The 22,995-nt window shown below is 33.7% G+C and carries 22 protein-coding genes and 1 riboswitch; of the genes, 11 read left to right on the top strand and 11 right to left on the bottom strand.

Features of this window, described 5'->3' with window-relative positions; all coding sequences use genetic code 11:
• Positions 1–2: 2 nt before the first annotated feature.
• Complete coding sequence (locus K7G76_RS14895; protein ID WP_223035006.1) at positions 3–773, bottom strand: hypothetical protein; 771 nt, start codon at positions 771–773, stop codon at positions 3–5.
• 4 nt (positions 774–777) lie between these two features.
• Positions 778–1,632: a DUF1028 domain-containing protein gene (locus K7G76_RS14890; protein ID WP_223035005.1), complete on the bottom strand. Its 855-nt coding sequence runs from the start codon at positions 1,630–1,632 to the stop codon at positions 778–780.
• A 437-nt stretch (positions 1,633–2,069) separates the two neighbouring features.
• On the opposite strand from K7G76_RS14890, the gene purB reads away from it, so the two are divergent.
• Both purB and K7G76_RS14880 read left to right on the top strand, forming a co-directional pair.
• Positions 2,070–3,413, top strand: coding sequence for an adenylosuccinate lyase (purB, locus tag K7G76_RS14885; protein WP_223035004.1), 1,344 nt, complete (start codon positions 2,070–2,072; stop codon positions 3,411–3,413).
• 7 nt (positions 3,414–3,420) lie between these two features.
• On the top strand, positions 3,421–3,636 hold the full coding sequence (locus K7G76_RS14880) for a hypothetical protein (RefSeq protein ID WP_223035003.1): 216 nt from the start codon (positions 3,421–3,423) through the stop codon (positions 3,634–3,636).
• Positions 3,637–3,683: 47 nt separating this feature from the next.
• Here the strand turns inward: K7G76_RS14880 and K7G76_RS14875 are convergent, their stop codons facing one another.
• The 5 genes from K7G76_RS14875 to K7G76_RS14855 form a co-directional block, all read right to left on the bottom strand.
• A complete protein-coding gene (locus K7G76_RS14875; RefSeq protein WP_223035002.1) occupies positions 3,684–4,226 on the bottom strand; it encodes a DUF4252 domain-containing protein in 543 nt (180 codons plus the stop codon).
• Between the two features lie 22 nt (positions 4,227–4,248).
• Positions 4,249–4,812: a DUF4252 domain-containing protein gene (locus K7G76_RS14870; RefSeq protein ID WP_223035001.1), complete on the bottom strand. Its 564-nt coding sequence runs from the start codon at positions 4,810–4,812 to the stop codon at positions 4,249–4,251.
• Positions 4,813–4,901: 89 nt separating this feature from the next.
• On the bottom strand, positions 4,902–5,750 hold the full coding sequence (locus K7G76_RS14865) for a DUF4252 domain-containing protein (protein ID WP_223035000.1): 849 nt from the start codon (positions 5,748–5,750) through the stop codon (positions 4,902–4,904).
• An 11-nt stretch (positions 5,751–5,761) separates the two neighbouring features.
• A complete protein-coding gene (locus K7G76_RS14860; RefSeq protein WP_223034999.1) occupies positions 5,762–6,226 on the bottom strand; it encodes a hypothetical protein in 465 nt (154 codons plus the stop codon).
• A complete protein-coding gene (locus K7G76_RS14855) occupies positions 6,213–6,722 on the bottom strand; it encodes an RNA polymerase sigma factor (protein ID WP_223035047.1) in 510 nt (169 codons plus the stop codon). Before K7G76_RS14855 ends, K7G76_RS14860 begins: the two co-directional genes overlap by 14 nt.
• A gap of 134 nt (positions 6,723–6,856) precedes the next feature.
• Between K7G76_RS14855 and K7G76_RS14850 the strand changes: the two genes are divergently transcribed.
• Positions 6,857–8,272: a S41 family peptidase gene (locus K7G76_RS14850; RefSeq protein ID WP_223034998.1), complete on the top strand. Its 1,416-nt coding sequence runs from the start codon at positions 6,857–6,859 to the stop codon at positions 8,270–8,272.
• 27 nt (positions 8,273–8,299) lie between these two features.
• Here the strand turns inward: K7G76_RS14850 and K7G76_RS14845 are convergent, their stop codons facing one another.
• Positions 8,300–10,228 carry a TonB-dependent receptor plug domain-containing protein gene (locus K7G76_RS14845; protein WP_223034997.1) on the bottom strand — a complete coding sequence of 643 codons (1,929 nt, stop codon included), beginning with the start codon at positions 10,226–10,228 and terminating at the stop codon, positions 8,300–8,302.
• A 64-nt stretch (positions 10,229–10,292) separates the two neighbouring features.
• A riboswitch (cobalamin riboswitch) is annotated at positions 10,293–10,502 on the bottom strand.
• 191 nt (positions 10,503–10,693) lie between these two features.
• On the opposite strand from K7G76_RS14845, the gene K7G76_RS14840 reads away from it, so the two are divergent.
• The 8 genes from K7G76_RS14840 to K7G76_RS14805 all read left to right on the top strand — a co-directional run bounded on the left by K7G76_RS14840 (position 10,694) and on the right by K7G76_RS14805 (position 18,754).
• Positions 10,694–11,851 (top strand): ABC transporter substrate-binding protein, encoded by a 1,158-nt coding sequence (locus K7G76_RS14840; RefSeq protein WP_223035046.1) that lies wholly within the window; start codon positions 10,694–10,696, stop codon positions 11,849–11,851.
• Positions 11,852–12,868: a FecCD family ABC transporter permease gene (locus K7G76_RS14835; RefSeq protein ID WP_223034996.1), complete on the top strand. Its 1,017-nt coding sequence runs from the start codon at positions 11,852–11,854 to the stop codon at positions 12,866–12,868.
• Positions 12,868–13,662, top strand: a complete 795-nt coding sequence (locus tag K7G76_RS14830) for an ABC transporter ATP-binding protein (protein ID WP_223034995.1) — start codon at positions 12,868–12,870, stop codon at positions 13,660–13,662. Before K7G76_RS14835 ends, K7G76_RS14830 begins: the two co-directional genes overlap by 1 nt.
• 108 nt (positions 13,663–13,770) lie before the next feature.
• Positions 13,771–15,492 (top strand): tetratricopeptide repeat protein, encoded by a 1,722-nt coding sequence (locus K7G76_RS14825; RefSeq protein WP_223034994.1) that lies wholly within the window; start codon positions 13,771–13,773, stop codon positions 15,490–15,492.
• 80 nt (positions 15,493–15,572) lie between these two features.
• Positions 15,573–16,898 carry a DNA recombination protein RmuC gene (gene rmuC, locus K7G76_RS14820; RefSeq protein WP_223034993.1) on the top strand — a complete coding sequence of 442 codons (1,326 nt, stop codon included), beginning with the start codon at positions 15,573–15,575 and terminating at the stop codon, positions 16,896–16,898.
• Between the two features lie 14 nt (positions 16,899–16,912).
• On the top strand, positions 16,913–17,281 hold the full coding sequence (locus K7G76_RS14815; protein WP_223034992.1) for a 6-phosphogluconate dehydrogenase: 369 nt from the start codon (positions 16,913–16,915) through the stop codon (positions 17,279–17,281).
• A 148-nt stretch (positions 17,282–17,429) separates the two neighbouring features.
• On the top strand, positions 17,430–18,053 hold the full coding sequence (locus K7G76_RS14810; protein WP_223034991.1) for a SatD family protein: 624 nt from the start codon (positions 17,430–17,432) through the stop codon (positions 18,051–18,053).
• On the top strand, positions 18,050–18,754 hold the full coding sequence (locus K7G76_RS14805; RefSeq protein WP_223034990.1) for a DUF3307 domain-containing protein: 705 nt from the start codon (positions 18,050–18,052) through the stop codon (positions 18,752–18,754). The genes K7G76_RS14810 and K7G76_RS14805 overlap by 4 nt, the downstream gene beginning before the upstream one ends.
• Before the next feature lie 51 nt (positions 18,755–18,805).
• Here the strand turns inward: K7G76_RS14805 and K7G76_RS14800 are convergent, their stop codons facing one another.
• The 3 genes from K7G76_RS14800 to rpmH form a co-directional block, all read right to left on the bottom strand.
• Positions 18,806–19,669, bottom strand: coding sequence for a T9SS type A sorting domain-containing protein (locus K7G76_RS14800; protein ID WP_223034989.1), 864 nt, complete (start codon positions 19,667–19,669; stop codon positions 18,806–18,808).
• A gap of 75 nt (positions 19,670–19,744) precedes the next feature.
• Positions 19,745–22,597: a carbamoyl-phosphate synthase large subunit gene (carB, locus tag K7G76_RS14795; protein WP_223034988.1), complete on the bottom strand. Its 2,853-nt coding sequence runs from the start codon at positions 22,595–22,597 to the stop codon at positions 19,745–19,747.
• A 96-nt stretch (positions 22,598–22,693) separates the two neighbouring features.
• Entirely contained in the window at positions 22,694–22,855 is a 162-nt protein-coding gene (gene rpmH / locus K7G76_RS14790; protein WP_103052680.1) for a 50S ribosomal protein L34, read from the bottom strand.
• Positions 22,856–22,995: the final 140 nt, after the last annotated feature.

Raw genomic sequence — 22,995 nt, 5'->3', positions numbered from 1 at the left:
AGTTATCTTTTAGTTCCCAGCATATACAAAACAACACCTGGACCGGACTTTAGTTTTCCCATATCCCAATTATAATCATCAGAATTGTCCAAACTTGTAACCAGCTCTTGCATTTCCTTTATTGAATAGGTTCGTAATGAAGATACAACGCCATCCCACAGTACAAATAGTGGAACTATTGGAATAAGGTAAGTAAACAAAATACGACCAAGCTTAAACGGTCTTATAAAAGGTGTGGTAAGCCATACACTTATAGGGGAAAACAACATGGCCAATATACTGGGAACACTCCGTTCTTGGGCTTCAAAAATAGCAATTGCGGCATTTGAATCCACAGCATTTTGGAGAATTTGCCTAGCATCTTGAGGTTTAAAATGATGCAATGATAGGAACTGAGTTCTTAATCCTTTAAGTTCTTTTGGAACATTTCTGGCATCGATAGGCACACTTATAAATTCAAAATTGTTCGCTAGCTTTTTGGTGTATTCAAAAGCTGGAATATTGGGATAGTAATCCGTTAGAATAATTTTTAAATCGGGAATGTCTTTTATCAATTCACTATTCAACCATAACAATCCACCACCGCCACCTGAACCTAAATCCACAATTTGGTTGGTATCGGCTTTACTTAAACCCTTTTTTATAATTGGAATAACGGGTTTATATAGCTTCGTTTTATTAGACAAGAATTGTAAAAAGTCTGTACCATAATTCCTTAAAAAATTTGGAAACCATTTTTGATCTTCAAATTCAAACAAATGTATGCGTCCCATTATGTCACCATTTTAAAATGTTCTGAATTTCTTCATTTGTAACAAGCAACAATTTACTCACAACCAATCTTGAAGTCAATGTTTTCCAATCCTTATTTTGCTGAAAAATTGATTTTAAAATAGGCTCTGCTTTATCAAACTCTTTATTGTTAAGCAAATTGATGGCATACCAATATTTCATTTCCAAATTATCAGGAAATAGCTCTTGGGCTTTCATATACAGTTTTTCCGCTTCTGCTGAATCTCCATGCTCCATGGCCACATCGCCTCTATTCATAAAATCATAGGCCTTGTGGATTTTCATCAAGCGTTCCAATTCCTGAACAGGATTCTCATGATCTTCAACACGTAAATCCATAACGGTATCTTCCCAAGAATTTCCGGTAGATTCGCCCTTAACGATCAATATAGCAGCAGACTGTTTTCCACGAATATCTCCGCGTTCCTTTTCTGCAGCTTTCATGGCAACCAACATACGTTCACTTAAACTGCCTGTTGCAGTTTCAAAAGCTTTAGCCATAGCATCCCACACCGTGTTGTTCAACATCATATTGGCCTGTACCGAAAAGTTATTGCCTTTTCTATGACCAGCTTCAGCTATACAAAAGCTTCCAGTGTGTGTCGCTACTTCGCCTTTGTGATTTAAAAAAGCAACTTGCCGATATATTTGTCCAGAATCATTATCAAGCAACGCTTTTAATGCTTGTTCTGGGCTCAATCCTTCAGCCATTAAAGCCAATCCTTTTGGTCCATAACTTGGGTTCACCAAAGATTGCGTAGCTACTACGCCAACGCCAGCTTTTCCGTAGGTTACAATACTGCCTACGCTAAACCAATGACTTTGTACAGCAACACCCATTTCTCCCGTTACCAAATCGCGAGCGACAATCGAATAGGTATGTGTGAAAGGTTCTGATTTTTTGTAAACTTGTAAAACGTGAACTCAGAAGCTAAAATTATAAATAAAAAAATATATCTATTCATAGTTGTAATTTTAATTACCTAATATACTTAAAAAATGAAATAGTTGTAATTCCTCCAAAGGCAAAAATCCAATAATACAACTCGTCGTCAGTTCGAGTGATTTTGAGGTAAGAAAAATATTATCGAGAACTATATTTGAGTTGAAATTCTTATTCTCGATACAAATTTCACTTATTTTCAATAGTAAAATTTACTCGAATTGACGAATTTCATCAAAATGCTCAAAAAGTTAACGATAAATCTTATTACTTGACCTTTCATGCTTCAGTCTAAAAATAGTATCTTTGCATCTTTTAAAAACAAAGCGAAATCATGTCTATATCATCATTAAATGCCATCTCTCCTATTGATGGACGTTATAGAAATAAAGTTGAAAAATTAGCACCTTATTTTTCAGAAGAAGCATTAATAAAATACCGCGTTCAGGTTGAAATAGAATATTTTATTGCCTTATGTGAAATTCCTCTACCTCAACTAGCCGATTTTGATGCAAATCTATTTGATGATTTACGTGCTATTTATAAAAATTTCACGCCTATTGACGCTTCTGCCATAAAGGATATTGAAAAAGTTACAAACCATGATGTTAAAGCTGTAGAATATTTTATAAAAGAACAATTTGATGCTTTAAACATTTCAAAATATAAAGAGTTTATCCACTTTGGTTTGACTTCACAAGACATCAATAATACAGCTATTCCCTTAAGTATAAAGGATGCTATGAACGATGTATATGTTCCAGAATATATGGCTGTATTAGAAAAGCTTCAGGCACTTTCTGAAGAATGGTCAGAAATATCTATGTTAGCTAGAACTCATGGTCAACCAGCATCGCCTACGCGATTGGGGAAGGAGATTGCCGTTTTTACTACACGCTTAAAGGAACAATTCAATTTATTGAACGATATACCAAGTGCGGCCAAGTTTGGTGGTGCCACAGGAAATTTCAATGCTCATAAAGTAGCCTATCAAAATATTGATTGGAAAACTTTTGGTGCCGATTTTGTACAAGGTAAATTAGGGTTGTATCACTCGTTCCCTACCACTCAAATTGAACATTACGATCATATGGCGGCTTTGTTTGACTGTTTGAAACGCTTAAATACCATTATTATTGACTTGAATCGTGATATCTGGACGTATGTTTCTATGGATTACTTTAAACAAAAAATTAAAGCTGGTGAAGTTGGTAGCTCTGCCATGCCGCATAAAGTTAATCCTATTGATTTTGAAAATAGTGAAGGGAATTTAGGTATTGCCAATGCGTTGTTTGAGCATTTATCAGCCAAACTACCTATCTCGCGTTTACAGCGTGATTTAACAGATAGCACTGTTTTACGAAATGTTGGTGTACCATTTGGCCATACACTTATTGGTTTTAAATCGACTTTAAAAGGCTTAAATAAGCTATTATTGAACGCAGACAAATTTGCCGAAGATTTAGAAAATAATTGGGCCGTTGTTGCCGAAGCCATTCAAACCATATTGAGACGTGAGGGCTACCCTAATCCTTATGAAGCTTTAAAAGGATTAACCAGAACCAATGAAAAGATCAATCAAAATTCCATTTCGAATTTTATTGATACATTAGAAGTCTCAACAGAAATAAAAACCGAACTTAAAGCTATTTCACCAAGTAATTATACAGGTATTTAGTGTTATTATGCTAACCGACAAACAATCTTTAATTCTTTGTGCTACAGTCGCTTTAGGCTTTTCAGCTTGTGGTATAATTGGTATTCTGGATAACTATGCTGTTATTGGTTTACTGGTTGTTTGTTTTTTAGTAATTATTGCTAATATTTTAATTATCAAAAGCAAAAAAGAGTTTTATGAGCAAACGGATGAATTAGATAATTCCGATCAAAACGAGATATAAAAAAAGGGATCAAATTGATCCCTTTTTTTATTTATGACTAATAGATATTATTTAAAAAAATCTGTAATGCCATCTAGTTGCATGTTATCAAAATCTGCACTTTGAACCGCATTGGCCAATGTGGCTATTTTTTCTGGCCGCATATCATCACCTAATACTCTAATAATTCCGAAACCCATATCTGGAGAATTGGCAAAAATTACTACTTCGTCGGCTGAATCATCATCACCTATGTATTTTATTTCAAACTTCATGGCTTGGTCTCTAAACTCCATAAGCTCAACATACTTTTTATCTTGTAAAATTAGTTTTACCTTTTCTAATTCTGTTTTATAAGTATCTGAATTGGTGTCGCTCATTTTATAACCCAAGAAATTCAATTTCTTTAAAGAATTGTAGGCCTCTTTCTGATCTTCAGACAAACTGGCCACATCCAACTTTACAACAGATGTTGGTAAATCTGCCGATATAAAATTTGGTGCTTCTTGATTATCTACAAAATAGGTTTGCAATGTTGGTCCATTATTACAGCTTACTAGCAAGATACTTGCTAGTAAACCGTAAAAAAATGTTTTGATTGATGTTTTCATAATATCTATATAGTGATTCGAATTACTGTTTCTTTTTCTCCAAGTGCTCACCGCCTTGAATGTTCATTTTTTGGGTCAGCTTTGAAATCTGATTTAAATCTATATCTCCTGTTAAGGATACAACTACGGTTTCAAATTCACGCTTTTTTCCGTTCATTTCAATATCTGCATCTTTAGTAATGGCTCCCAAACCATCCACAAACATTAAAAATTCACTAACGTGGTCTGAATCACGACCTTCTTTAACATAGAACGTCATGTTAACACCATCGTCCTTCACTACCATTAATTCTTCCAAACCACTTTTACGCTTATTTACCCAATTGGTAACATCTGATGAAATAGATTTGCTTCCTGTAGTAATTACTTTAAAGCTAGTAATACTATTTACCATTTTAATGTATTCCTGCGTTTCAGGGTCATCTGTATCAATATCCATCTTTGCTAACATTTGAAACATTTTTGGCTTAATAGAGATATAAGTTACTTCTGGGTTGTCAGCATACTTGGCAAAAATATCTTGTGCCATGGATGTTAACGGCATCATTAATAATGCCATTGCAACTAAAATTACATTCTTTTTCATTGAGTTTGATTTATTATTTATTAGAGTTTTCATTGTTTTTCTATTTAAAAATTATACTTCTAGTGTTTTTAATATATAATTAGTTTAATTTATTTTTTTACAAAGCGTTTTACAATACGGGAATCTCCATATTCAATTTGAATTAAATATACGCCAGCTTGCCAGTCGGAAACATTTATGGTATTCTTATTTGCATTTACAGCCTGAGTTTGTAATTGCTTTCCTTGAGAATCCACTACAGTAACATTGGCACCATTAGCCATTTCTGAAGGTAAATCTATAGTCACTATATCTTGTGAAGGATTTGGATAAACTTTTAAATCTTTGAATACCATACTGTCTTCGGTTAATATGCTAGCCGAAGATTCTTTTAACTGAACTTGGTCGCCTATTAAATCAAAATTAATTTTCGTTAAATCTATATTACCTGTAAAAGAAACTAAAACGGTTTCAATATGTCGTTGCTTGCCTTTAGCTTTAGTGTTAGAATCATTAATATGATTGCTTATACCGTTAACAAAAATTAAAACTTCTTCAACATGGTCTGCATCTTTTCCTTCTTTAACATAGAACTTAACAAGGGTTCCATCATCTCTAACCTCCATTAACTCATCTAAATCCTTAGATTTCGAATCGACCCAAGTACTAATATCAGTTGAAATGCTCACTTTTCCTGTAACAAGAACTTTTAAACTGGTAATACTATTAATCATTTCTAGATAATCTTGGGTTTCAGCATCGTCGGTATCAATATCCATTTTTGCTAAAATTTGAAACATTTTTGGCTTAATATCTACATACGTTACATCTGGGTTTCCATCATATTTTGCAAAAACATCTTGTGCCATAGAGGTCAAAGGCAGTAGTAAAATTGCCATTAACAAGGTAACTGCATATTTTTTTGCAGTATGTGCTGTGGTAGTATTTTTAGTTTTCATTTTTTTAATTGTTATTTAAAAATTCGTTGAATGGGATTATTTAGCTCATCTAAATAATTCACAGATTCAGTGCCTTTACCCATACTTTCAAGGTAACCAATGCTTGATGTACCTTTATTTAAGTTGCTTGACACCATTTGCATGGCTTCTTTAAATTGGTTGAAAGCCATTTGTTGCTCTTCTTTAGATGGCTCTTGTAAAAAGGGCGACCCAAAATAGAAGCCGAAAAATAAGACAGCTACAGCAGCGACAGAAATCCACGTATAATTAAATGTTCTCTTAGTTTTTAATGGAACGTCTTTTGTAAACTGCTCTTTTTCATTTACCAAAAAATAGGCGAAGATGGGTTTGTACATTTCCAAATGTGGCGCTACAGTTTCTTGAGAAAAATAGCTTTTTAACTGTTGCTCTTCTAGTAATGTGGTTTCACCATTTTCGTACTTTTCCAGTAACTTTTCTATATTATTTAATACCATAACTATGTGTATTAGTTAATTTTTCTCTTATTGTTTTTCGTGCTCTCGATAATGCCACCCGTATTGCTGTAGGATTCATATCAAGCATTTTTGCTATTTCGTCGTAATCGTACTGTTCTATATCTCGCAATTGAATAACCATTTTCTGCTGTTCTGGTAAATCTTCAATAATACGTCCAACCCAATCTAAACTATCATTTAACTCAACTTGTTTTTGTACTGAAACAGTATGATCTTGATAATTACTGTGTACAATTTTTAAGTTTTGAGCTTGTTTTGACTTTAATTTATCTAAACAAAAATTCTTCGTCATGGTCATAGAAAACGCTTCTACGTTTTTATACTCGCTCATTTTTGCTTTGTTATTCCACAATTTCAACAACACTTCCTGAGTGGCGTCTTCTGCCTCTTCCCGTGATACTAGTAATCGTTTTGCCAAACGAAACACTTTGTCTTTAAAAGGCATTACAATATGTAAAAACTCCGTTTGTGTCATTATTTGTGGTTGGGTCATTTTAAGCTTTTTGGCTTATTTACTATTACGACGACCGACTATTAATTTTGTTACAAAAAATTTTTATTCTACAATAAAGTAACTACTTTTAAACTGAAAAAGAATATTTTAATGCTATGAAAAAACTATTTTTTATTGTTAGCTCAATATCCTTATGTTTCTTATTTACGGGTTGTTTTGAAGATTTAGACGACAATCCTGCTAGCGTAAGTGAGTTAAACGATTTTGTTTATAGAGGTATGAATGCCTATTACCTATATAAATATGATGTTCCAGATTTATTAAACGACCGTTTCAATAATGGTGGTTATGAAGATTTTATTACAGGGTTTTCTTCACCTGAAGATTTGTTTTATCATTTACGCTATTTACCAGAAACAGTTGACAAGTTTAGTTGGATAACCAATAATTATATTGCTCTAGAGCAATTTTTCCAAGGTAATTCAGCTACAAATGGAATGGACTTTGGTCTAGTTGAGTATCCAAACAATCCAAATTCCCTATTTGGTTTTGTAGGTTATGTTATGCCAGGAACCCATGCAGAAAATCAAGGAGTAGAACGTGGTAATATTTTTTATGCTGTAAATGGCACACCTTTAAATCGAAATAATTATTCTGATTTATTAAGACAAAATAGCTATACCATTAATTTAGCCACTTATGATGACAATGGAACACCTGAAACCGCTGACGATACTATTACACCCAATGGACAAAGCATAAGTTTAAGTAAGCTTAACTATACAGAAAACCCCATTTTCAAAACCGAAATCTTTGAGATCAACGGAACTAAAGTTGGATATTTAATGTACAATGGATTTACTAGAAATTTTGATTCGCAATTGAATGCTGTATTCGGAAATTTTCGGTCTAACAATGTACAGAACGTCGTGTTGGATTTACGTTATAATCCAGGAGGATCTGTAAATACAGCCATTTTATTATCTAGTATGATTGCAGGACGAACAGGAGAAGTTTTTAGTACCGAAGAATGGAACAGCGATATTCAAGCCACTTTATCACCTGAATCTGTAACCAACAGATTTACAAGCAATGACAATGGTGCGCCTTTAAATATTTTGAATTTAGATAAGGTATATATACTAGCAACAAAACGATCAGCTTCAGCAAGTGAACTCGTTATCAATAGTTTAGATCCCTATATAGATGTTATACACATAGGTACCAATACTGCTGGTAAATTTCAAGCATCTGTAACATTATACGACTCTCCCGATTTTAGGCGTTCAGGTGCTAACCCATCACATTTGTATGCTATGCAGCCACTAGTTTTAAAATCCCTAAACGCTGTTGGAAATACAGATTATTCAAACGGTTTGACACCTGATATTTTAGTGTCTGAAAACTACAGCAACATGGGTGTTTTAGGTGATGAAAATGAATTACTCTTATCGGTAGCATTACAGCATATTTCTGATAATACAAGATTACCACAACAAACTTTTGAACCCTTAAATGTTATTGGAGGTAAAGAAACATTTTTTCCACCCAATACAGGGATGTATAAATAAAAAGAGCCGCATATGCGGCTCTTTTTATTATAATGTTAAGTTTAATCCTAAACTTATATTCCGTCCTAGTGTTGAGTACCCATACAACTCTTGATAATCTTCGTTAAAAACATTATCTAAATTTGCAAAAATTGTAAGTTTATTATCTAATATGCTGTGACTAACGTAAAAATCCAACAGGTTATAACTTTCTAAAACTACAGTATCGTTCTCAAAAGTCATAGAATTATAAACCATATCATTTCTATCATCATTATACTGATATGCTAAACTAAACAATGTGGCTTTACCCAATCTGTAGTTTAGTTGTCCATTGATTTTTAATTCTGGGATTCTCAAATCTAAATCTTCTGGAACTTTGGTATAAGTTACATTGGCATTCAAGCTTAAAGCTTTTGTTATATTGTAATTGGCAGTAAATTCTAAACCACTTGCTGTAAATTCATCTTCAACATTTTTATATTGATAGACAAAGTTTCCTAAATCAATAAAATCTATAAAATTAGTTTCTTTTCTATTAAAATACACGACACTCACAATTGCCTTATCTCCAAAACTAACTTCAAGACCTCCTTCAATTGTTGCATTTTCTTCTGGTTGTAATTCCTTATTCCCATAAGCAGGTTCAAACAGTTGGTATAGCGATGGTGTTATGTAGGCTGTGCTATAGCTTGCCAATAATTTTAAATACCCAAAATTAAAGTCCTTCCGGTACGAAGGATTTATATTATAAACCACATGCGAGCCGTATTCACTATGGTTATTTAAACGTAATCCAGCATTTACATTTAATCCAAATTCAGAAATATAAACCATATTAAGGTATGGATCTACAATGGTAAATGTAGCTTCATCTGGGTTAATACTCTGTTCTAACTCATTAGAACCAAAGGGTATTACAAAACTCTCCATTTCATTTTGCTGTGCGTTTAAACCGACTACAGTATAAAATGTTTCGCTAAAATTATATTTGTTGAATAAATCTGCCACAAAACTATTGGCATAAAATTTTGACGGAAAACTAGACTCAATTGTACGTATTACATCGTTGTAAACAGCATTTAATGTTATACTACCGTTATTGTATTTAAACTCTGGAGAAATACCTATTCTAAATTGTTCACTTATAGACTGGTTATCGGCATCTTGAAACAAGAAGCCATCATCGAAGTCGGCTTTAAATTTATCAAAACTACCATAAGCTTTAAATATAAAAGCATCAGAAAAGTTATATCCAAGTTTTAACAACCCATTATAGCTGTTAAAAGCATCAGGTTCTTCTCCATTTTCAACTGCTGACAAACCATTGGTAAATTGGTTTCCAAAAGAGGCCAAATAACTAAATTTGTTTAGTGTTCCATTAAATGTTACTGCGTTATTAAAGTTCTTAATGGCATAATTGTCATTATCTTGAGATTGGTTGGTTCCAATAATAGAACGTAAGCTCACTTCAAAAGGTTTTTTAGCCGACTCTTTTAAATTAATATTAATCACGGCAGTAGCTGCTCCAGAACCATACAATGTACTTGATGCCCCTTTTAAAACCTCAATGCTTTCTACTTGGTTTACATTAAGCAATCGTAAATCATAATCGTTGGCAATTTGAGACGGATCGGTTAATGCAATACCATCGATTAAAACTAAAACTTGCCTATTACGTCCACCACGCACATAATAACTCAAATTCTGCCCTGCATTACTTTTAACACCATTAATTTCAATCCCAACAGTATTATTTATAATTTCTGCAACCGATTGACCTTTTAAATTTTCAATATCCTGCCGTGTAATTCTTGTAATTACCTTACCCGATTGTTCCCTGTTTAATTCAAATCTGGAATCGGTAATTACAACTTCTTCTAAACGTTCAACTTTCGTTGAATCTGTTTGTTGTTGGGAATATCCCAATAATGATGTAGCGCAAAGCACACCAAAAAACCATGTTTTTTTGTTCATTTTAAATTAATTGCTCGAGAATCGCATGGACTATCATACGTAAACTTTTATCCCGAAAGTTTGACTTATTTGTTTGAATTTGGCAGGTCTCCTGACTTGCGTCTTTATGTTGGTCTTCCCATCGCTATTTGGTGCGACAGTGACATGAAGTTTAACACAAAGCTTATAGCTTACAGTTGCGGGAACAGTTCTGGACTTGAAAATAATACTCTCACCAGATTCCCTTTTAATCGAAATTGAAAAACAATCCCGAACCAAAATTCGGAGCAAAAATAAGTTGTTTTATAAAAGCAAGCACATAAATATTACTTTTTCTTATTCATTTTGTACATCAAATAAATAAAGCCAGCCAAAAAATGAAGTAATATAATTCCTCCTACTATATATATTGTTAAATTTGAGCCGTCACGCATAATAGAAATTTTTATCAAATTTAATCTGTAAATGAAACTTCTTCAGTTACAAATGTTACTCAAAAAGAATACGTTATTAATAATATTAATTATACTTTTTTGTTTGACTTGCAAAGAAAACAGTAAATCAGAAATTGAATTACCTTCAACACAAAAGGAAACTCTTGAGAATTCTTATGCTGAAGGATTTAATATTATTAAAACAGCCAATAATACAATACTACAAATCAATTCGCCTTGGCCAAATTCTGAAAAGACCTATAGTTATCTTCTGCTCACTAAAAATCAAGCCATGGTAAGCACCTACAACAAAGATGATTATGACGGTATAATAACTATACCCATTAAAAGTATTGTAGTGACCTCCACAACACACATTCCTGCTTTGGAACTTTTAGAAGTTGAAGAAACACTTATTGGTTTTCCAGGAACAAATTATGTTTCATCAAAACAAACTCGTGCTCTGATAGATGCTAAAAAAGTTAGAGAGTTAGGAAAAAATGAAGGCATAAACACCGAAGTATTATTGGATCTTCAACCAGAAGTTGTTGTTGGTTTTGGTATTGACGGCAATAACAAAACTTTCGAAACCATAAAAAAATCAGGTATTCCAGTTATATACAATGGCGATTGGGTTGAAAAATCACCATTAGCTAAAGCTGAATGGATTAAATTCTTTGGTGTTTTATTCAATAAAAAGAAAAAAGCTGATTCTGTTTTTAAAACTATAGTAAACAACTACAACGAAGCTAAATTATTAGCCGCTAATGTCAACAAGCGACCATCGATTTTATGTGGTGCTATGCATAAAGATATATGGTATTTACCCAGTAGCACAAGCCCTGAAGCTCAACTTTTAAAGGATGCCAATGTTAACTACTTATGGCAAAACAGTGAAGGAGATGGAAGTTTAGCATTAAGTTTTGAAAGCGTATACAACAAAGCAAAAAATGCTGATATTTGGTTGAGCCCTTCTTACTATACTTCTTATGAAAGTCTTGAAAAGGCGAGTGAACATTACACTAAATTTGATGCTTTTAAAAATAAATCTATTTACTCGTTTAGTAATACTACAGGTGCAACAGGTGGTGTGACCTACTATGAATTAGGAATTGCAAGACCAGATTTAATTTTAAAAGATTTAATAAAAATTTGTCACCCTAACTTACTCACTAATTACGAAACCCATTTTTTTAAATCATTAAAATAAGTGTCGGAAATTAAATCATATAGAGCATCGTTCTTAATATTAATAGCATTATTGATTGCTTGCTTTTTAATCAATATTAGTTTAGGCTCCGTATCTATTTCAACCAACGAAATAATTAATAGCCTTTTTGGGTTATCAGACAACTATATTATTCAAAACTACAGATTACCAAAAGCCATTACCGCTATACTTGTTGGTTCAGGTCTAGGTATATCTGGGTTACTTATGCAAACGCTTTTTAGGAACCCACTTGCCGGACCTTTTGTTTTAGGCATAAGTTCTGGAGCCAGTTTGGGCGTAGCCATTGTTATATTAGGCGCTGGCGTTTTTGGTGGTGCTTTTACAACGCTATTAATTTCTAAATGGAGTATTGTTATCGCTGCTAGTTTAGGTAGTTTTTTAGTCCTTTTAGCTGTATTGGCTGTTTCAACCAAAGTACGAGACACCATGGCCATTTTAATCATCGGTTTGATGTTTGGCAGCATTACTGCTGCTATTGTTAGCGTACTCTCCTATTTTAGTTCAGCCGAGCAGTTACAGCAGTATATTTTTTGGGGTTTTGGTAGTCTTGGAAACTTATCATGGAACGAGTTGTTTGTTTTTTTTAGTATTTACCTTTTAGGATTGCTTATGAGTATTGTTTCCATAAAAGCACTAAACACTTTGTTACTAGGAGAAAACTACGCCAAAAGTTTAGGATTAAACATCAATAAAAGTAGACTCATTATCATAATCGCTACCAGTCTATTGGCGGGCACCATTACAGCTTTTGCTGGGCCAATTGCGTTTATTGGTTTAGCTATTCCGCATATTGTTCGGCAAGTATTTACCACCTCAAACCATAAAATCCTATTACCTGCAATTATTTTACTCGGCGCCATAGTTATGCTAATTTGTGACAGCATAGCCCAACTACCTACTAGCGATTATACATTGCCTATAAATGCCATTACCTCGTTAATTGGTGCGCCTGTGGTTATTTGGTTATTGGTTAGAAAACGTAAAATGATGTTTTAATGAGCAACAAAAACCTACATAGCATTCTAAAAACTGAAGATTTAACCATTGGTTACAAATCTAAGAACTCAAAAACCGTTATTGCATCCTATATAAATATCGACTTGCATGCAGGTGAATTAATTGGTTTAGTAGGCGCTAATGGTATTGGTAAGTCCACATTGTTACGCACCTTAACACAAGTTCAAGATACTATAGGAGGAAAAATTATTTTAAATGATAAAAACCTTTCGGAAATCCAGCCACTCGAACTAGCCAAAAATTTAAGCTTAGTACTAACTGAACAAATTGTTTCAAAAAACCTTACTGTATTTGAGTTGGTAGCATTGGGAAGACAACCTTATACCAATTGGATTGGTAATTTATCAAAACACGATATTGATATTATTGAGAACTCATTGATGCAAACGAACATTATTGAGCTAAAACATAGAAAATGTTTTGAGTTAAGCGATGGTCAACTTCAAAAAGTTATGATTGCTCGCGCTCTGGCACAAGACACCAATGTGATTATTCTAGATGAACCTACAACACATTTAGACATGTACCACAAAGCTTATATATTAAAATTATTGCAAAAACTGGTTAAAGAAACTGGTAAGACTATTCTATTCTCATCACACGAAATAGATCTGGCCATTCAGTTATGCGATAAAATGATTGTTATGACAAAAGACTGTGTGGTTTCAGACATGCCTTGTAATCTCATTCAAAAAGGAACATTCAATGAGCTATTCCCAAAAGATCTCATTGCTTTTGATGAAAAAACGGGAAGCTTTCGTGTAAACAAATAATTTTTATTCTGATTAAAATTTCATATCTTTACTTTATTAGTTTTCAGTCCTTTAAACTACTTTTTTTGAATTAATTACCTGCGATTTTAACCATTAATTCAAAAAGTCATGAAAAACAAGTCCATACCAATAGTCCTCCTTTTAGTTATCGTTTGTAGTCTATTTTTCCTCAATTTCAATAATCAAACTGATTATCCCGATAAAGTAGGCATGAACTTTATTAAATGTACACCCGCAAAGTTCTTACTTACTGATATTGATACTACTAAACAAATAGCTCCTCTGTTTGATAATTTAGGTAACCATAGTTTTAAAGTTAGTACCAACAATAATATGGCCCAAAAGTTTTTTAATCAAGGGCTACGTTTAACATATGCGTTCAATCATGCTGAAGCACATCGCTCTTTTTTGGAAGCTTCAAGAATTGACCCCAATTTAGCTATGGCCTTTTGGGGACAAGCTTATACTTTAGGTCCAAACATTAATGACCCTTTCCCTGATGACGAACGAAAAACAAAATACAACGAAGCCATTGCTAAAGCAATTAAACTGGCTCACAACGCTTCAGATCAAGAACAGGCTTTAATTCATGCCCTATCTTTTAGGTATTCAACAGATTTAGAAAAGGACGTTTCTGAATTAAATATAGCATACATGGAAGCTATGGAAAAGGTAGCGAAGGACTATTCTGAAGATTCAGATATTTTAACGCTTTACGCAGCTTCAGTGATGAATACGGTTCCATGGAATTACTGGGATAACGATGGCAACCCATCTCCTAATATCCCTGAAGCCAAATTGGCTTTAGAAAAAGCCATTAGCATTAACCCAAATAGTCCTGGAGCTCATCATTATTATATTCATATGGTAGAGCTTCCAAAACCAGATTTAGCTGTGCCTAGTGCAGATAAATTAGGGACATTAATGCCTGCTGCCGGTCATTTGGTTCATATGCCATCTCACATATATATAAGGGTTGGCCGCTACAAAGATGCTGTTTCAGCCAATCAAAAAGCTATACTTGCTGACGAGGACTATATTTCTCAATGTTACTCCCAAGGCATGTATCCTTTAGGGTATTACCCACATAATATTCACTTTTTATGGTCAGCAGCAAGTTTATTGGGCGATAGCGAGACTGCCATTGATGCTGCCAAGAAAACAGCTGAAAAAGTTCCTATTGGGGAAATGGAAGAGTTACATTTTCTTCAAAACTTCGCGGCCACTCCACTTCTTGCTTATACCCGATTTGGAAAGTGGAATGATATTTTGACCTATCCAAAACCTAATGACAGTATTAAACATTTAAAGCTTATATGGCATTATTCAAGAGGTGTAGCTTTTACCCGAAAAAATAACAGCAAAGAAGCCAAAGAAGAACTAGACGCTATTGAATCGTTAATTAATGACCCGGAAATGGAAAATATTTTAGCTAGTGGTTTTGACAACGGAACCACCATTGCCAAACTGGCTTATGAAGTTGTTGCTGGCGAAATTGCTGCTATTGAGGGCAATTTAAAATCAGCTATTGAACACCTGGAAAAAGCCGTGGAAATGGAAGACAATCTCATCTATAATGAACCTTCGGCTTGGCATATTCCTCCAAGACAAAATTTAGGAGCAGTATTGTTAAAAGCAGGTGAATTTCAACAAGCTGAAGCAGTTTATCTTGAAGACTTATCAGATTTAAGACAAAACGGTTGGTCTTTAATGGGATTATACGAAAGTCTTATGGCGCAAGGTAAACGAGATGAAGCCACAGCTATTATGCAAGAATTCAATACGGCTTGGCAATATGCTGATGTTGAAATTACAACATCTGTGTTGTAATAATTAAATTGAATTTATCTAAAGGCATTTCTTTTTATCCTCAAGCTAAAAATTTATCTTTGGGTAAACTTCAATTTTAAATGAACGATAGTATAATTCTTATCCTTTCCATTCTTTTTTCAGCAGGTATAGGAGCCTACATTGGCATAACCATTTCAAAGCTGAAAAGTAAAGGAGATAAAAGCACTTTAGAGGAACGTCAAAACCAACTGTCAAATACTATTAATGAATTAAAAGAAAACCTAGCCAAAGTTGAAACTGAAAGGGAAACCATTAGAAAGGAAAAGGATTTCTTGAATTCTGAACTAACGCGACGCAATACCGAATTTGAAAACTTACAGCAGCTTAATCTAAAGCGTGACGAAGAACTTGCCAAACAACAAGAACAGTTACGTAAGGATTTTGAATTGATGGCAAGTAAAATATTAGATGAAAAAAGCGAAAAATTTACCCTCCAGAATAAAGAAAACATCAAACAAATACTCAACCCACTTCAAGAAAAGATAAAGACTTTTGAAGATAAAGTTGAAAAATCCCAAAAAGAAAGCATAAGCATGCATTCAGCCTTAAAGGAACAGTTATTGGGACTTAAAGACCTGAACCAACAAATGACCAAAGAAGCCAATAATTTAACCAAAGCGCTTAAGGGTGATAGTAAAATGCAAGGGAACTGGGGTGAATTGGTCTTGGAGCGCGTCTTGGAAAAATCTGGTTTGGAGAAAGATCGCGAATATTTTGTACAACAGAGTTTTAATCGTGAAGATGGTACGCGTGTTTTGCCAGACGTAGTTTTACACCTTCCAGATAATAAACGCATGATTATAGATAGTAAGGTTTCTCTAACCGACTATGAGCGTTATGCCAATGCCGACGATGATGAAAAACCCATGTTTCTTAAAGCTCATGTTAACTCCATAACCAAACATGTTTCACAATTATCAGAAAAAAAATACGAGGATTTGTACGATATGGAATCTCCCGATTTTGTACTTATGTTTATCCCTATTGAACCTGCTTTTGCTGTAGCCTTAAATGAAGACAACACCCTTTATAATAAAGCCTTTGAAAAAAATATTGTTATTGTAACACCTTCTACTCTTTTGGCCACATTGCGAACGGTTGACACCATGTGGAGTAATGAAAAACAACAACGTAATGCATTGGAAATTGCCAAGCAAGCTGGCGCTTTGTATGATAAATTTGAAGGACTGGTAAGTGATTTAACAGGTGTAGGCAAAAAAATTGATGCTGCAAAGGCCGATTATTCTTTAGCCATGAATAAGTTGGTTGAAGGTAAAGGTAATTTAATAGGGCGTGTTGAAAAATTGAAAAAAATGGGAGCCAAAGCCAAGAAATCTTTACCTGAACCTATTTTAAAACGTGCCGAAAGTGATGACGAAGAATAATAATTTATAATTATATGAAAAAATTTCTTTTAAAAATTTTAGGCATTGCTCTACTACTATTTATCGCCTATGCTGTATTTATTTATTTTGCAAAATATAGCGAAGGTATTCGGGCAGGCGAATTGGTAAAGTTTAGCCATAAAGGAGTAATTATAAAAACTTGGGAAGGCGAAATAAGTCAAGGCGTTTCTGAAGCCCAAATTTTTGAATTTTCTGTTGAGAAAGATGAAAAACAAGTTATTGAAGATTTACAGCGACTTCAAGGGAAATATGTAAAGCTACACTATTTTGAACGGTTTAAATCATTTTTCTGGCTAGGTGATACTAAATATTTCATAACCAAAGTTGAAGAAGATGTTGAGCGCAGTAATAGGCGCTTATAATATAGAACCTGTTTTACTTCAATTTAGTTTCAAAACTCCTTCAGTTTGAACATTTAATAATTCCGTATTTAAGGAATATATTTGTTTATTCCATAAAAAAGGCATATTTTTGATTATTCCATAAATAAGGAATATTTAAAATAAAATAATGACAGGTGTTATAACAGGAGATATTATAAACTCTACGCAATACGAAAATTCGAATATATGGCTTGCTCCGTTAAAGGAAGCTCTAAAAACTATATCTACCAATTCTAAAGATTGGGAAATATATAGAGGCGATAGTTTTCAAATAGAAATAAAAGATATTTATAACTGTTTTATAAATGCCGTTTATATAAAAGCTTGCGTAAAAATGATAAAGGGATTGGATGTTAGAATGGCTATAGGTATTGGCTCAAAAACATACACGGGTGCTTCAGTAACAGAATCCAATGGAAGTGCTTTTCAAAATTCAGGCGACCTGTTGGAGTTCTTAAAACAGACAAAAACCAATTTGAAAATAAAAGGAGCAGGAAGTATAGATAATGAGTTGAATCTTTATTTAAAACTCATAAACATTCTAATGGATAATTGGTCTGTAAATTCAGCAGAAGTTGTTAAATTACATCTAGAGAATAAGAATAAAATTCAAAAAGAAATAGCTGAAATAATAGGTATAAGTCAAGATGCGGTTAGCAAACGTATGAAGCGCGCTTATCTTGATGAAATATTGGAAGTCAACCAAATGCTTAACTCCAAAATAGCTCAAACAAGAAAGAATATAAAATGACTTTAATAATCAAACTCATATTAGCACACTTGATTGGTGACTTTTTCCTGCAACCTAAAAAATGGGTTAAGGATAAAGAAAAGAAGAAACTTAAATCACCCAAACTGTACATACATGTCGCTATACATATAGCTATAATGTTTTTAATTGTTTGGGACTTAACAAAATGGCCATTACTGATAGCTATAGGTGTTTTCCACTTTCTTATAGATACCAGTAAACTATTGTTTCAAACCAAAAAAACCAAACGGTTGTGGTTTTTTGTAGATCAATTATTACATCTATTAAGTATTATAATAGCATTCTACATATTTACAGATAACACCCTAAAGGCTGATAAATTATTTACAGAAAATACGGTATTACTCCTAACATGCTTATTATTTTTGACACAGCCTGTCTCCATAATCATGAAGGCCATTTTCAGTAAATGGAACATAAAAGAACTAACCAAAGGCAACGAATCTCTTAAAGATGCTGGAAAATACATAGGTATGTTAGAACGGCTTTTAGTCTTCATCTTTATTGTTACAGGTCATTGGGAAGCTGTTGGCTTTTTAATTACCGCAAAATCCGTATTTAGATTTGGTGATTTAAAAGAAAGTAAACACAGAAAACTTACCGAGTATATACTGATTGGTACACTTATTAGCTTTGGAATTGCTATTATAACAGGATTATTATTTACAGTTTTGATATAAAAAAACCATCAGTAAACCGATGGTTTTAAATTATAGTAAATTTTTATTTCCTTACTGCTTTACAAAACGTTTAGTAACAGTTCCTGAATCTGAAGATACACGCACTAAATACACGCCATTATTCCATTGTGAAACATTAATTGACGTATTTAATTTATTTAACACTGTACTATAAACTCGAGCACCTAAAATATTATAAACTTCAACTTTAGAAACATGCTCTACGGTTGGTAAAGTAATATTTAATTTAGATCGGCTTGGATTTGGATAAATTGTAAACTCGTTATTAGGAACATCAAAATCTTTACGAGATAATGTTGTAGAAGCTGTGATATTGTCAACACGCAATGTAGCAGCAATAACCTCTCCTCTCCAACTATCAATATTTTCTTCTCTAACACTTATTATTCGCATAGTTGAAACAGCTGCCAAAACTTCTGAAACCGTATTAGGCCCAGATTGAACAGTAAAATCATTTATGCCACAAGGCAAGGCAATGCTATTCCAACCAGATCCAGCTGTAACAATTACTGGGTTAGTAGAAATCATTCGAGTTCCATTAGGTCCCTGAAAAGCTAATCTTAAGTGTAAATCATTGGTCAATACTTCGACATCCAATTGAACTTCTACTACACTTTGAGCAACAAAATCACCAGACCATTGTTGAAATGAATTGAATATAGCCATTCTAGCACCTGCTCCAGTTGTTCCAGTAGAGGTGTATTCTAAAAAGTTATCGTCAACACCAGCTGGACCACCAGTCGCAACATTAACAGGTGATGAAGGGCCTGTAATTCCAATAATCCAATTCTCAACTGTGCCGTCCTCAAAATCATCAACCTGACCTGCACTAACTTGTGCAAACACTACAACCGACATTAAGGTTAAGGATAAAAAAAGTAGTTTTTTCTTCATTATATTCAGCATATTTTTTACTAAAATAATACATTTTTAGCAAAACAATAATAATTCTTCTGTAATTAGATTGAATTATTTGCTCAAATACATTTTGCGTCTTGAGTACAAGTTATAAAACTCATCATCTTTTAGACTATCAATAAATAAAATACTTTCACCAGTACTCTTCATTTCAGGACCTAACTGTTTGTTTACATTAGGGAACTTATTGAAAGAAAACACTGGCTGTTTTATAGCAAATCCATCTAATTTAGGATTAAAATCAAAGTCTGTTACCTTTTTGTCTCCCAGCATCACTTTAGTAGCATAATTTACATAAGGTTCACCATACGCTTTAGCAATAAATGGAACCGTTCTAGACGCTCTTGGGTTGGCTTCTATAATATAAACTTTATCGTCTTTTATAGCAAATTGAATGTTAATTAAACCAACTGTATTAAGCGCTAAAGCTATCTTTTTAGTATGGTCTTTTATCTGTTGCATAACAAATTCGCCCAAATTAAATGGCGGCAATGTCGCATTACTATCACCCGAGTGTATTCCACAAGGCTCAATATGCTCCATTATTCCAATAATATACACATTTTCACCATCGCAAATCGCATCTGCTTCTGCTTCAATAGCACCGTCTAAATAGTGGTCCAACAATAATTTATTATCAGGCATGCCGCGCAATAAATCTACAACATGCTCTTCTAATTCCTTCTTATTGATAACAATCTTCATGCCTTGACCACCAAGCACATAAGAAGGCCTTACCAAAATTGGAAAATCTAATCTATCAGCCACCTCCAACGCTTCATCGGCTGTAGTAGCTACGTCAAACTCTGGGTAAGGAATGCTATTTTCCTTTAAGAGTTTAGAAAAACTTCCTCTATCTTCAGCTAAATCTAAAGACTGGTATGTTGTTCCTAATATCTTTACACCATACCTATCTAATTTCTCCGCTAATTTCAAAGCAGTCTGACCACCTAACTGAACGATAACGCCTTCAGGTTTTTCATGCTGAATGATATCGTAAATGTGTTCCCAAAATACAGGTTCAAAATACAGTTTATCCGCAATATCAAAATCCGTTGAAACGGTTTCAGGGTTACAGTTTATCATAATGGTTTCGTAACCACACTCTGAAGCAGCCAAAACACCATGTACACAACAATAATCAAACTCTATACCCTGTCCAATACGGTTAGGACCAGAACCCAATACAATTATTTTCTTCTTATCACTTACTTCACTCTCATTTATAGGTTTTTTATTTCCATTAGAGTTTTCTACTTCATTTTCAAAAGTTGAGTAATAATAAGGGGTTTCAGCCTTAAACTCTGCAGCACAAGTATCAACTAATTTATAAACACGTTTTATATTGAATTCTTCACGCTTTTTATAAACCTGGCTCTCCAAACATTTTAGCATGTGAGCTATCTGTCTATCGCCATAACCTTTTTGTTTGGCTTCCAGTAATAAATCACGATCAATAGTATCAATAGTGAACTTTGAAATTTCTCTTTCCAAATAGAATAGCTCTTCATATTGCTTTAAAAACCACATATCAATTTTAGTGATTTCATGAATACGACTTAAAGGAATTCCCATTTGAATAGCATCGTAAATCACAAAAACACGGTCCCAACTGGCATGTGTAAGTTTGTCAATTATTTGATCGTAATTTTTATAGCCTTTCCCATCAGCACCCAATCCATTACGTTTAATTTCAAGCGATTGTGTGGCTTTATGTAAAGCTTCTTGGAACGAACGACCAATAGCCATAACCTCACCAACAGCTTTCATTTGAAGACCTAAAGTTCTGTCTGACCCTTCAAACTTATCAAAATTCCAACGTGGTATTTTAACAACTACATAATCGATGGTTGGCTCAAATAATGCCGACGTTGAACCGGTAATTTGATTTGTCAATTCATCTAACGAATAACCAATAGCCAATTTAGTTGCCACTTTAGCAATTGGGTATCCCGTAGCCTTACTTGCTAAAGCTGAAGAACGTGATACACGTGGGTTAATTTCAATAGCTATTATCTCTTCCTTTTCATCTGGGCTTACAGCAAACTGTACATTACATCCACCTTCAAAATCGCCTATGCTGCGCATCATGTGAATAGCCATATCACGCATACGTTGGAAGGTTTTATCAGACAATGTCATGGCTGGTGCTATAGTAATGGAATCTCCTGTGTGGATTCCCATTGGATCCATGTTCTCGATGGTACAAATGATAACCACGTTATCATTCTTATCACGCAATAGCTCTAATTCGTATTCCTTCCACCCCATCATCGCTTTGTCAATCATGACTTCGTGGATAGGAGAAATTTCCAAACCACGTGTCAATAGTTCATCAAAATCTTCTTCTTTATAAACAATTGATGCACCTGCTCCACCTAATGTATAAGATGCTCTAATTACTAAAGGAAAACCGAATTCTTGGGCTATTTCTTTTCCTTTTAAATATGATGTAGCCGTAGCTTGTGGAGCCATTGGTATACCAATCTTAATCATAAGCTCTCTAAACTGCTCGCGATCCTCGGTAATGTTAATGGCATCAATATCAACACCAATCAATTTAACTCCAAAATCTTCCCAAATACCTTTTTCATCTGCTTCAATAGCTAAATTAAGGGCTGTTTGCCCTCCCATGGTAGGAAGAACGGCATCAATTTGCGGATGTTCTTTTAATATTTTAATTATAGATTTGGTAGTTAAAGGCAACAAGTAAACGTGATCTGCCATGGAAGGGTCTGTCATGATTGTTGCAGGATTAGAATTTATAAGGATCGTTTCAATTCCATCTTCTCGTAATGATCGTAAAGATTGTGTTCCAGAATAATCAAACTCACATGCTTGACCAATAATAATTGGACCAGAGCCTATAATTAAAACCGATTTTATGTCTTTGTTTTTTGGCATGTTAAAAATTTTGTTTTGCAAAAATAGTTATCAATAGGGTACAAAAAAAGGTGTTACGCCTAAGTAACACCTTTAAATATTAACAATTGTTAATCATTATTTCTTATGTCTTGGTTCAGAAGATACAGATAATTTCTTTCTTCCTTTTGCGCGTCTACGTGCAAGGACTTTTCTACCATTGGCAGTAGCCATTCTTTCTCTAAAGCCATGCTTATTTTTTCTCTTACGCTTTGATGGCTGAAATGTTCTTTTACTCATTACTTATATCTTTAAAATCTTCTTAATTATTTTTTAGATTTTGGGATTTCAAAACATACTCCCAAAACTGCGTGCAAATATACAAACCCTTTTTTATTTGACAAACCTTATTTTAAAAATATTTTTTCAATAAAAATTTA

It is taken from the genome of Hanstruepera marina (assembly GCF_019880635.1).
Lineage (GTDB): Bacteria > Bacteroidota > Bacteroidia > Flavobacteriales > Flavobacteriaceae > Hanstruepera > Hanstruepera marina.
The sequence above is the reverse complement of the archived record's forward strand: the minus strand, read 5'-3'. Positions and strand labels throughout refer to the sequence as shown.

Coding starts and splice junctions, on each gene's coding strand:
- K7G76_RS14895 (WP_223035006.1), bottom strand. CDS start 773: ATGGGACGCATACATTTGTTTGAATTTGAAGATCAAAAATGGTTTCCA.
- K7G76_RS14890 (WP_223035005.1), bottom strand. CDS start 1,632: ATGGGTGTTGCTGTACAAAGTCATTGGTTTAGCGTAGGCAGTATTGTA.
- purB (WP_223035004.1), top strand. CDS start 2,070: ATGTCTATATCATCATTAAATGCCATCTCTCCTATTGATGGACGTTAT.
- K7G76_RS14880 (WP_223035003.1), top strand. CDS start 3,421: ATGCTAACCGACAAACAATCTTTAATTCTTTGTGCTACAGTCGCTTTA.
- K7G76_RS14875 (WP_223035002.1), bottom strand. CDS start 4,226: ATGAAAACATCAATCAAAACATTTTTTTACGGTTTACTAGCAAGTATC.
- K7G76_RS14870 (WP_223035001.1), bottom strand. CDS start 4,812: ATGAAAAAGAATGTAATTTTAGTTGCAATGGCATTATTAATGATGCCG.
- K7G76_RS14865 (WP_223035000.1), bottom strand. CDS start 5,750: ATGAAAACTAAAAATACTACCACAGCACATACTGCAAAAAAATATGCA.
- K7G76_RS14860 (WP_223034999.1), bottom strand. CDS start 6,226: ATGGTATTAAATAATATAGAAAAGTTACTGGAAAAGTACGAAAATGGT.
- K7G76_RS14855 (WP_223035047.1), bottom strand. CDS start 6,722: ATGACACAAACGGAGTTTTTACATATTGTAATGCCTTTTAAAGACAAA.
- K7G76_RS14850 (WP_223034998.1), top strand. CDS start 6,857: ATGAAAAAACTATTTTTTATTGTTAGCTCAATATCCTTATGTTTCTTA.
- K7G76_RS14845 (WP_223034997.1), bottom strand. CDS start 10,228: ATGAACAAAAAAACATGGTTTTTTGGTGTGCTTTGCGCTACATCATTA.
- K7G76_RS14840 (WP_223035046.1), top strand. CDS start 10,694: ATGTTACTCAAAAAGAATACGTTATTAATAATATTAATTATACTTTTT.
- K7G76_RS14830 (WP_223034995.1), top strand. CDS start 12,868: ATGAGCAACAAAAACCTACATAGCATTCTAAAAACTGAAGATTTAACC.
- K7G76_RS14825 (WP_223034994.1), top strand. CDS start 13,771: ATGAAAAACAAGTCCATACCAATAGTCCTCCTTTTAGTTATCGTTTGT.
- rmuC (WP_223034993.1), top strand. CDS start 15,573: ATGAACGATAGTATAATTCTTATCCTTTCCATTCTTTTTTCAGCAGGT.
- K7G76_RS14815 (WP_223034992.1), top strand. CDS start 16,913: ATGAAAAAATTTCTTTTAAAAATTTTAGGCATTGCTCTACTACTATTT.
- K7G76_RS14810 (WP_223034991.1), top strand. CDS start 17,430: ATGACAGGTGTTATAACAGGAGATATTATAAACTCTACGCAATACGAA.
- K7G76_RS14805 (WP_223034990.1), top strand. CDS start 18,050: ATGACTTTAATAATCAAACTCATATTAGCACACTTGATTGGTGACTTT.
- K7G76_RS14800 (WP_223034989.1), bottom strand. CDS start 19,669: ATGAAGAAAAAACTACTTTTTTTATCCTTAACCTTAATGTCGGTTGTA.
- carB (WP_223034988.1), bottom strand. CDS start 22,597: ATGCCAAAAAACAAAGACATAAAATCGGTTTTAATTATAGGCTCTGGT.
- rpmH (WP_103052680.1), bottom strand. CDS start 22,855: ATGAGTAAAAGAACATTTCAGCCATCAAAGCGTAAGAGAAAAAATAAG.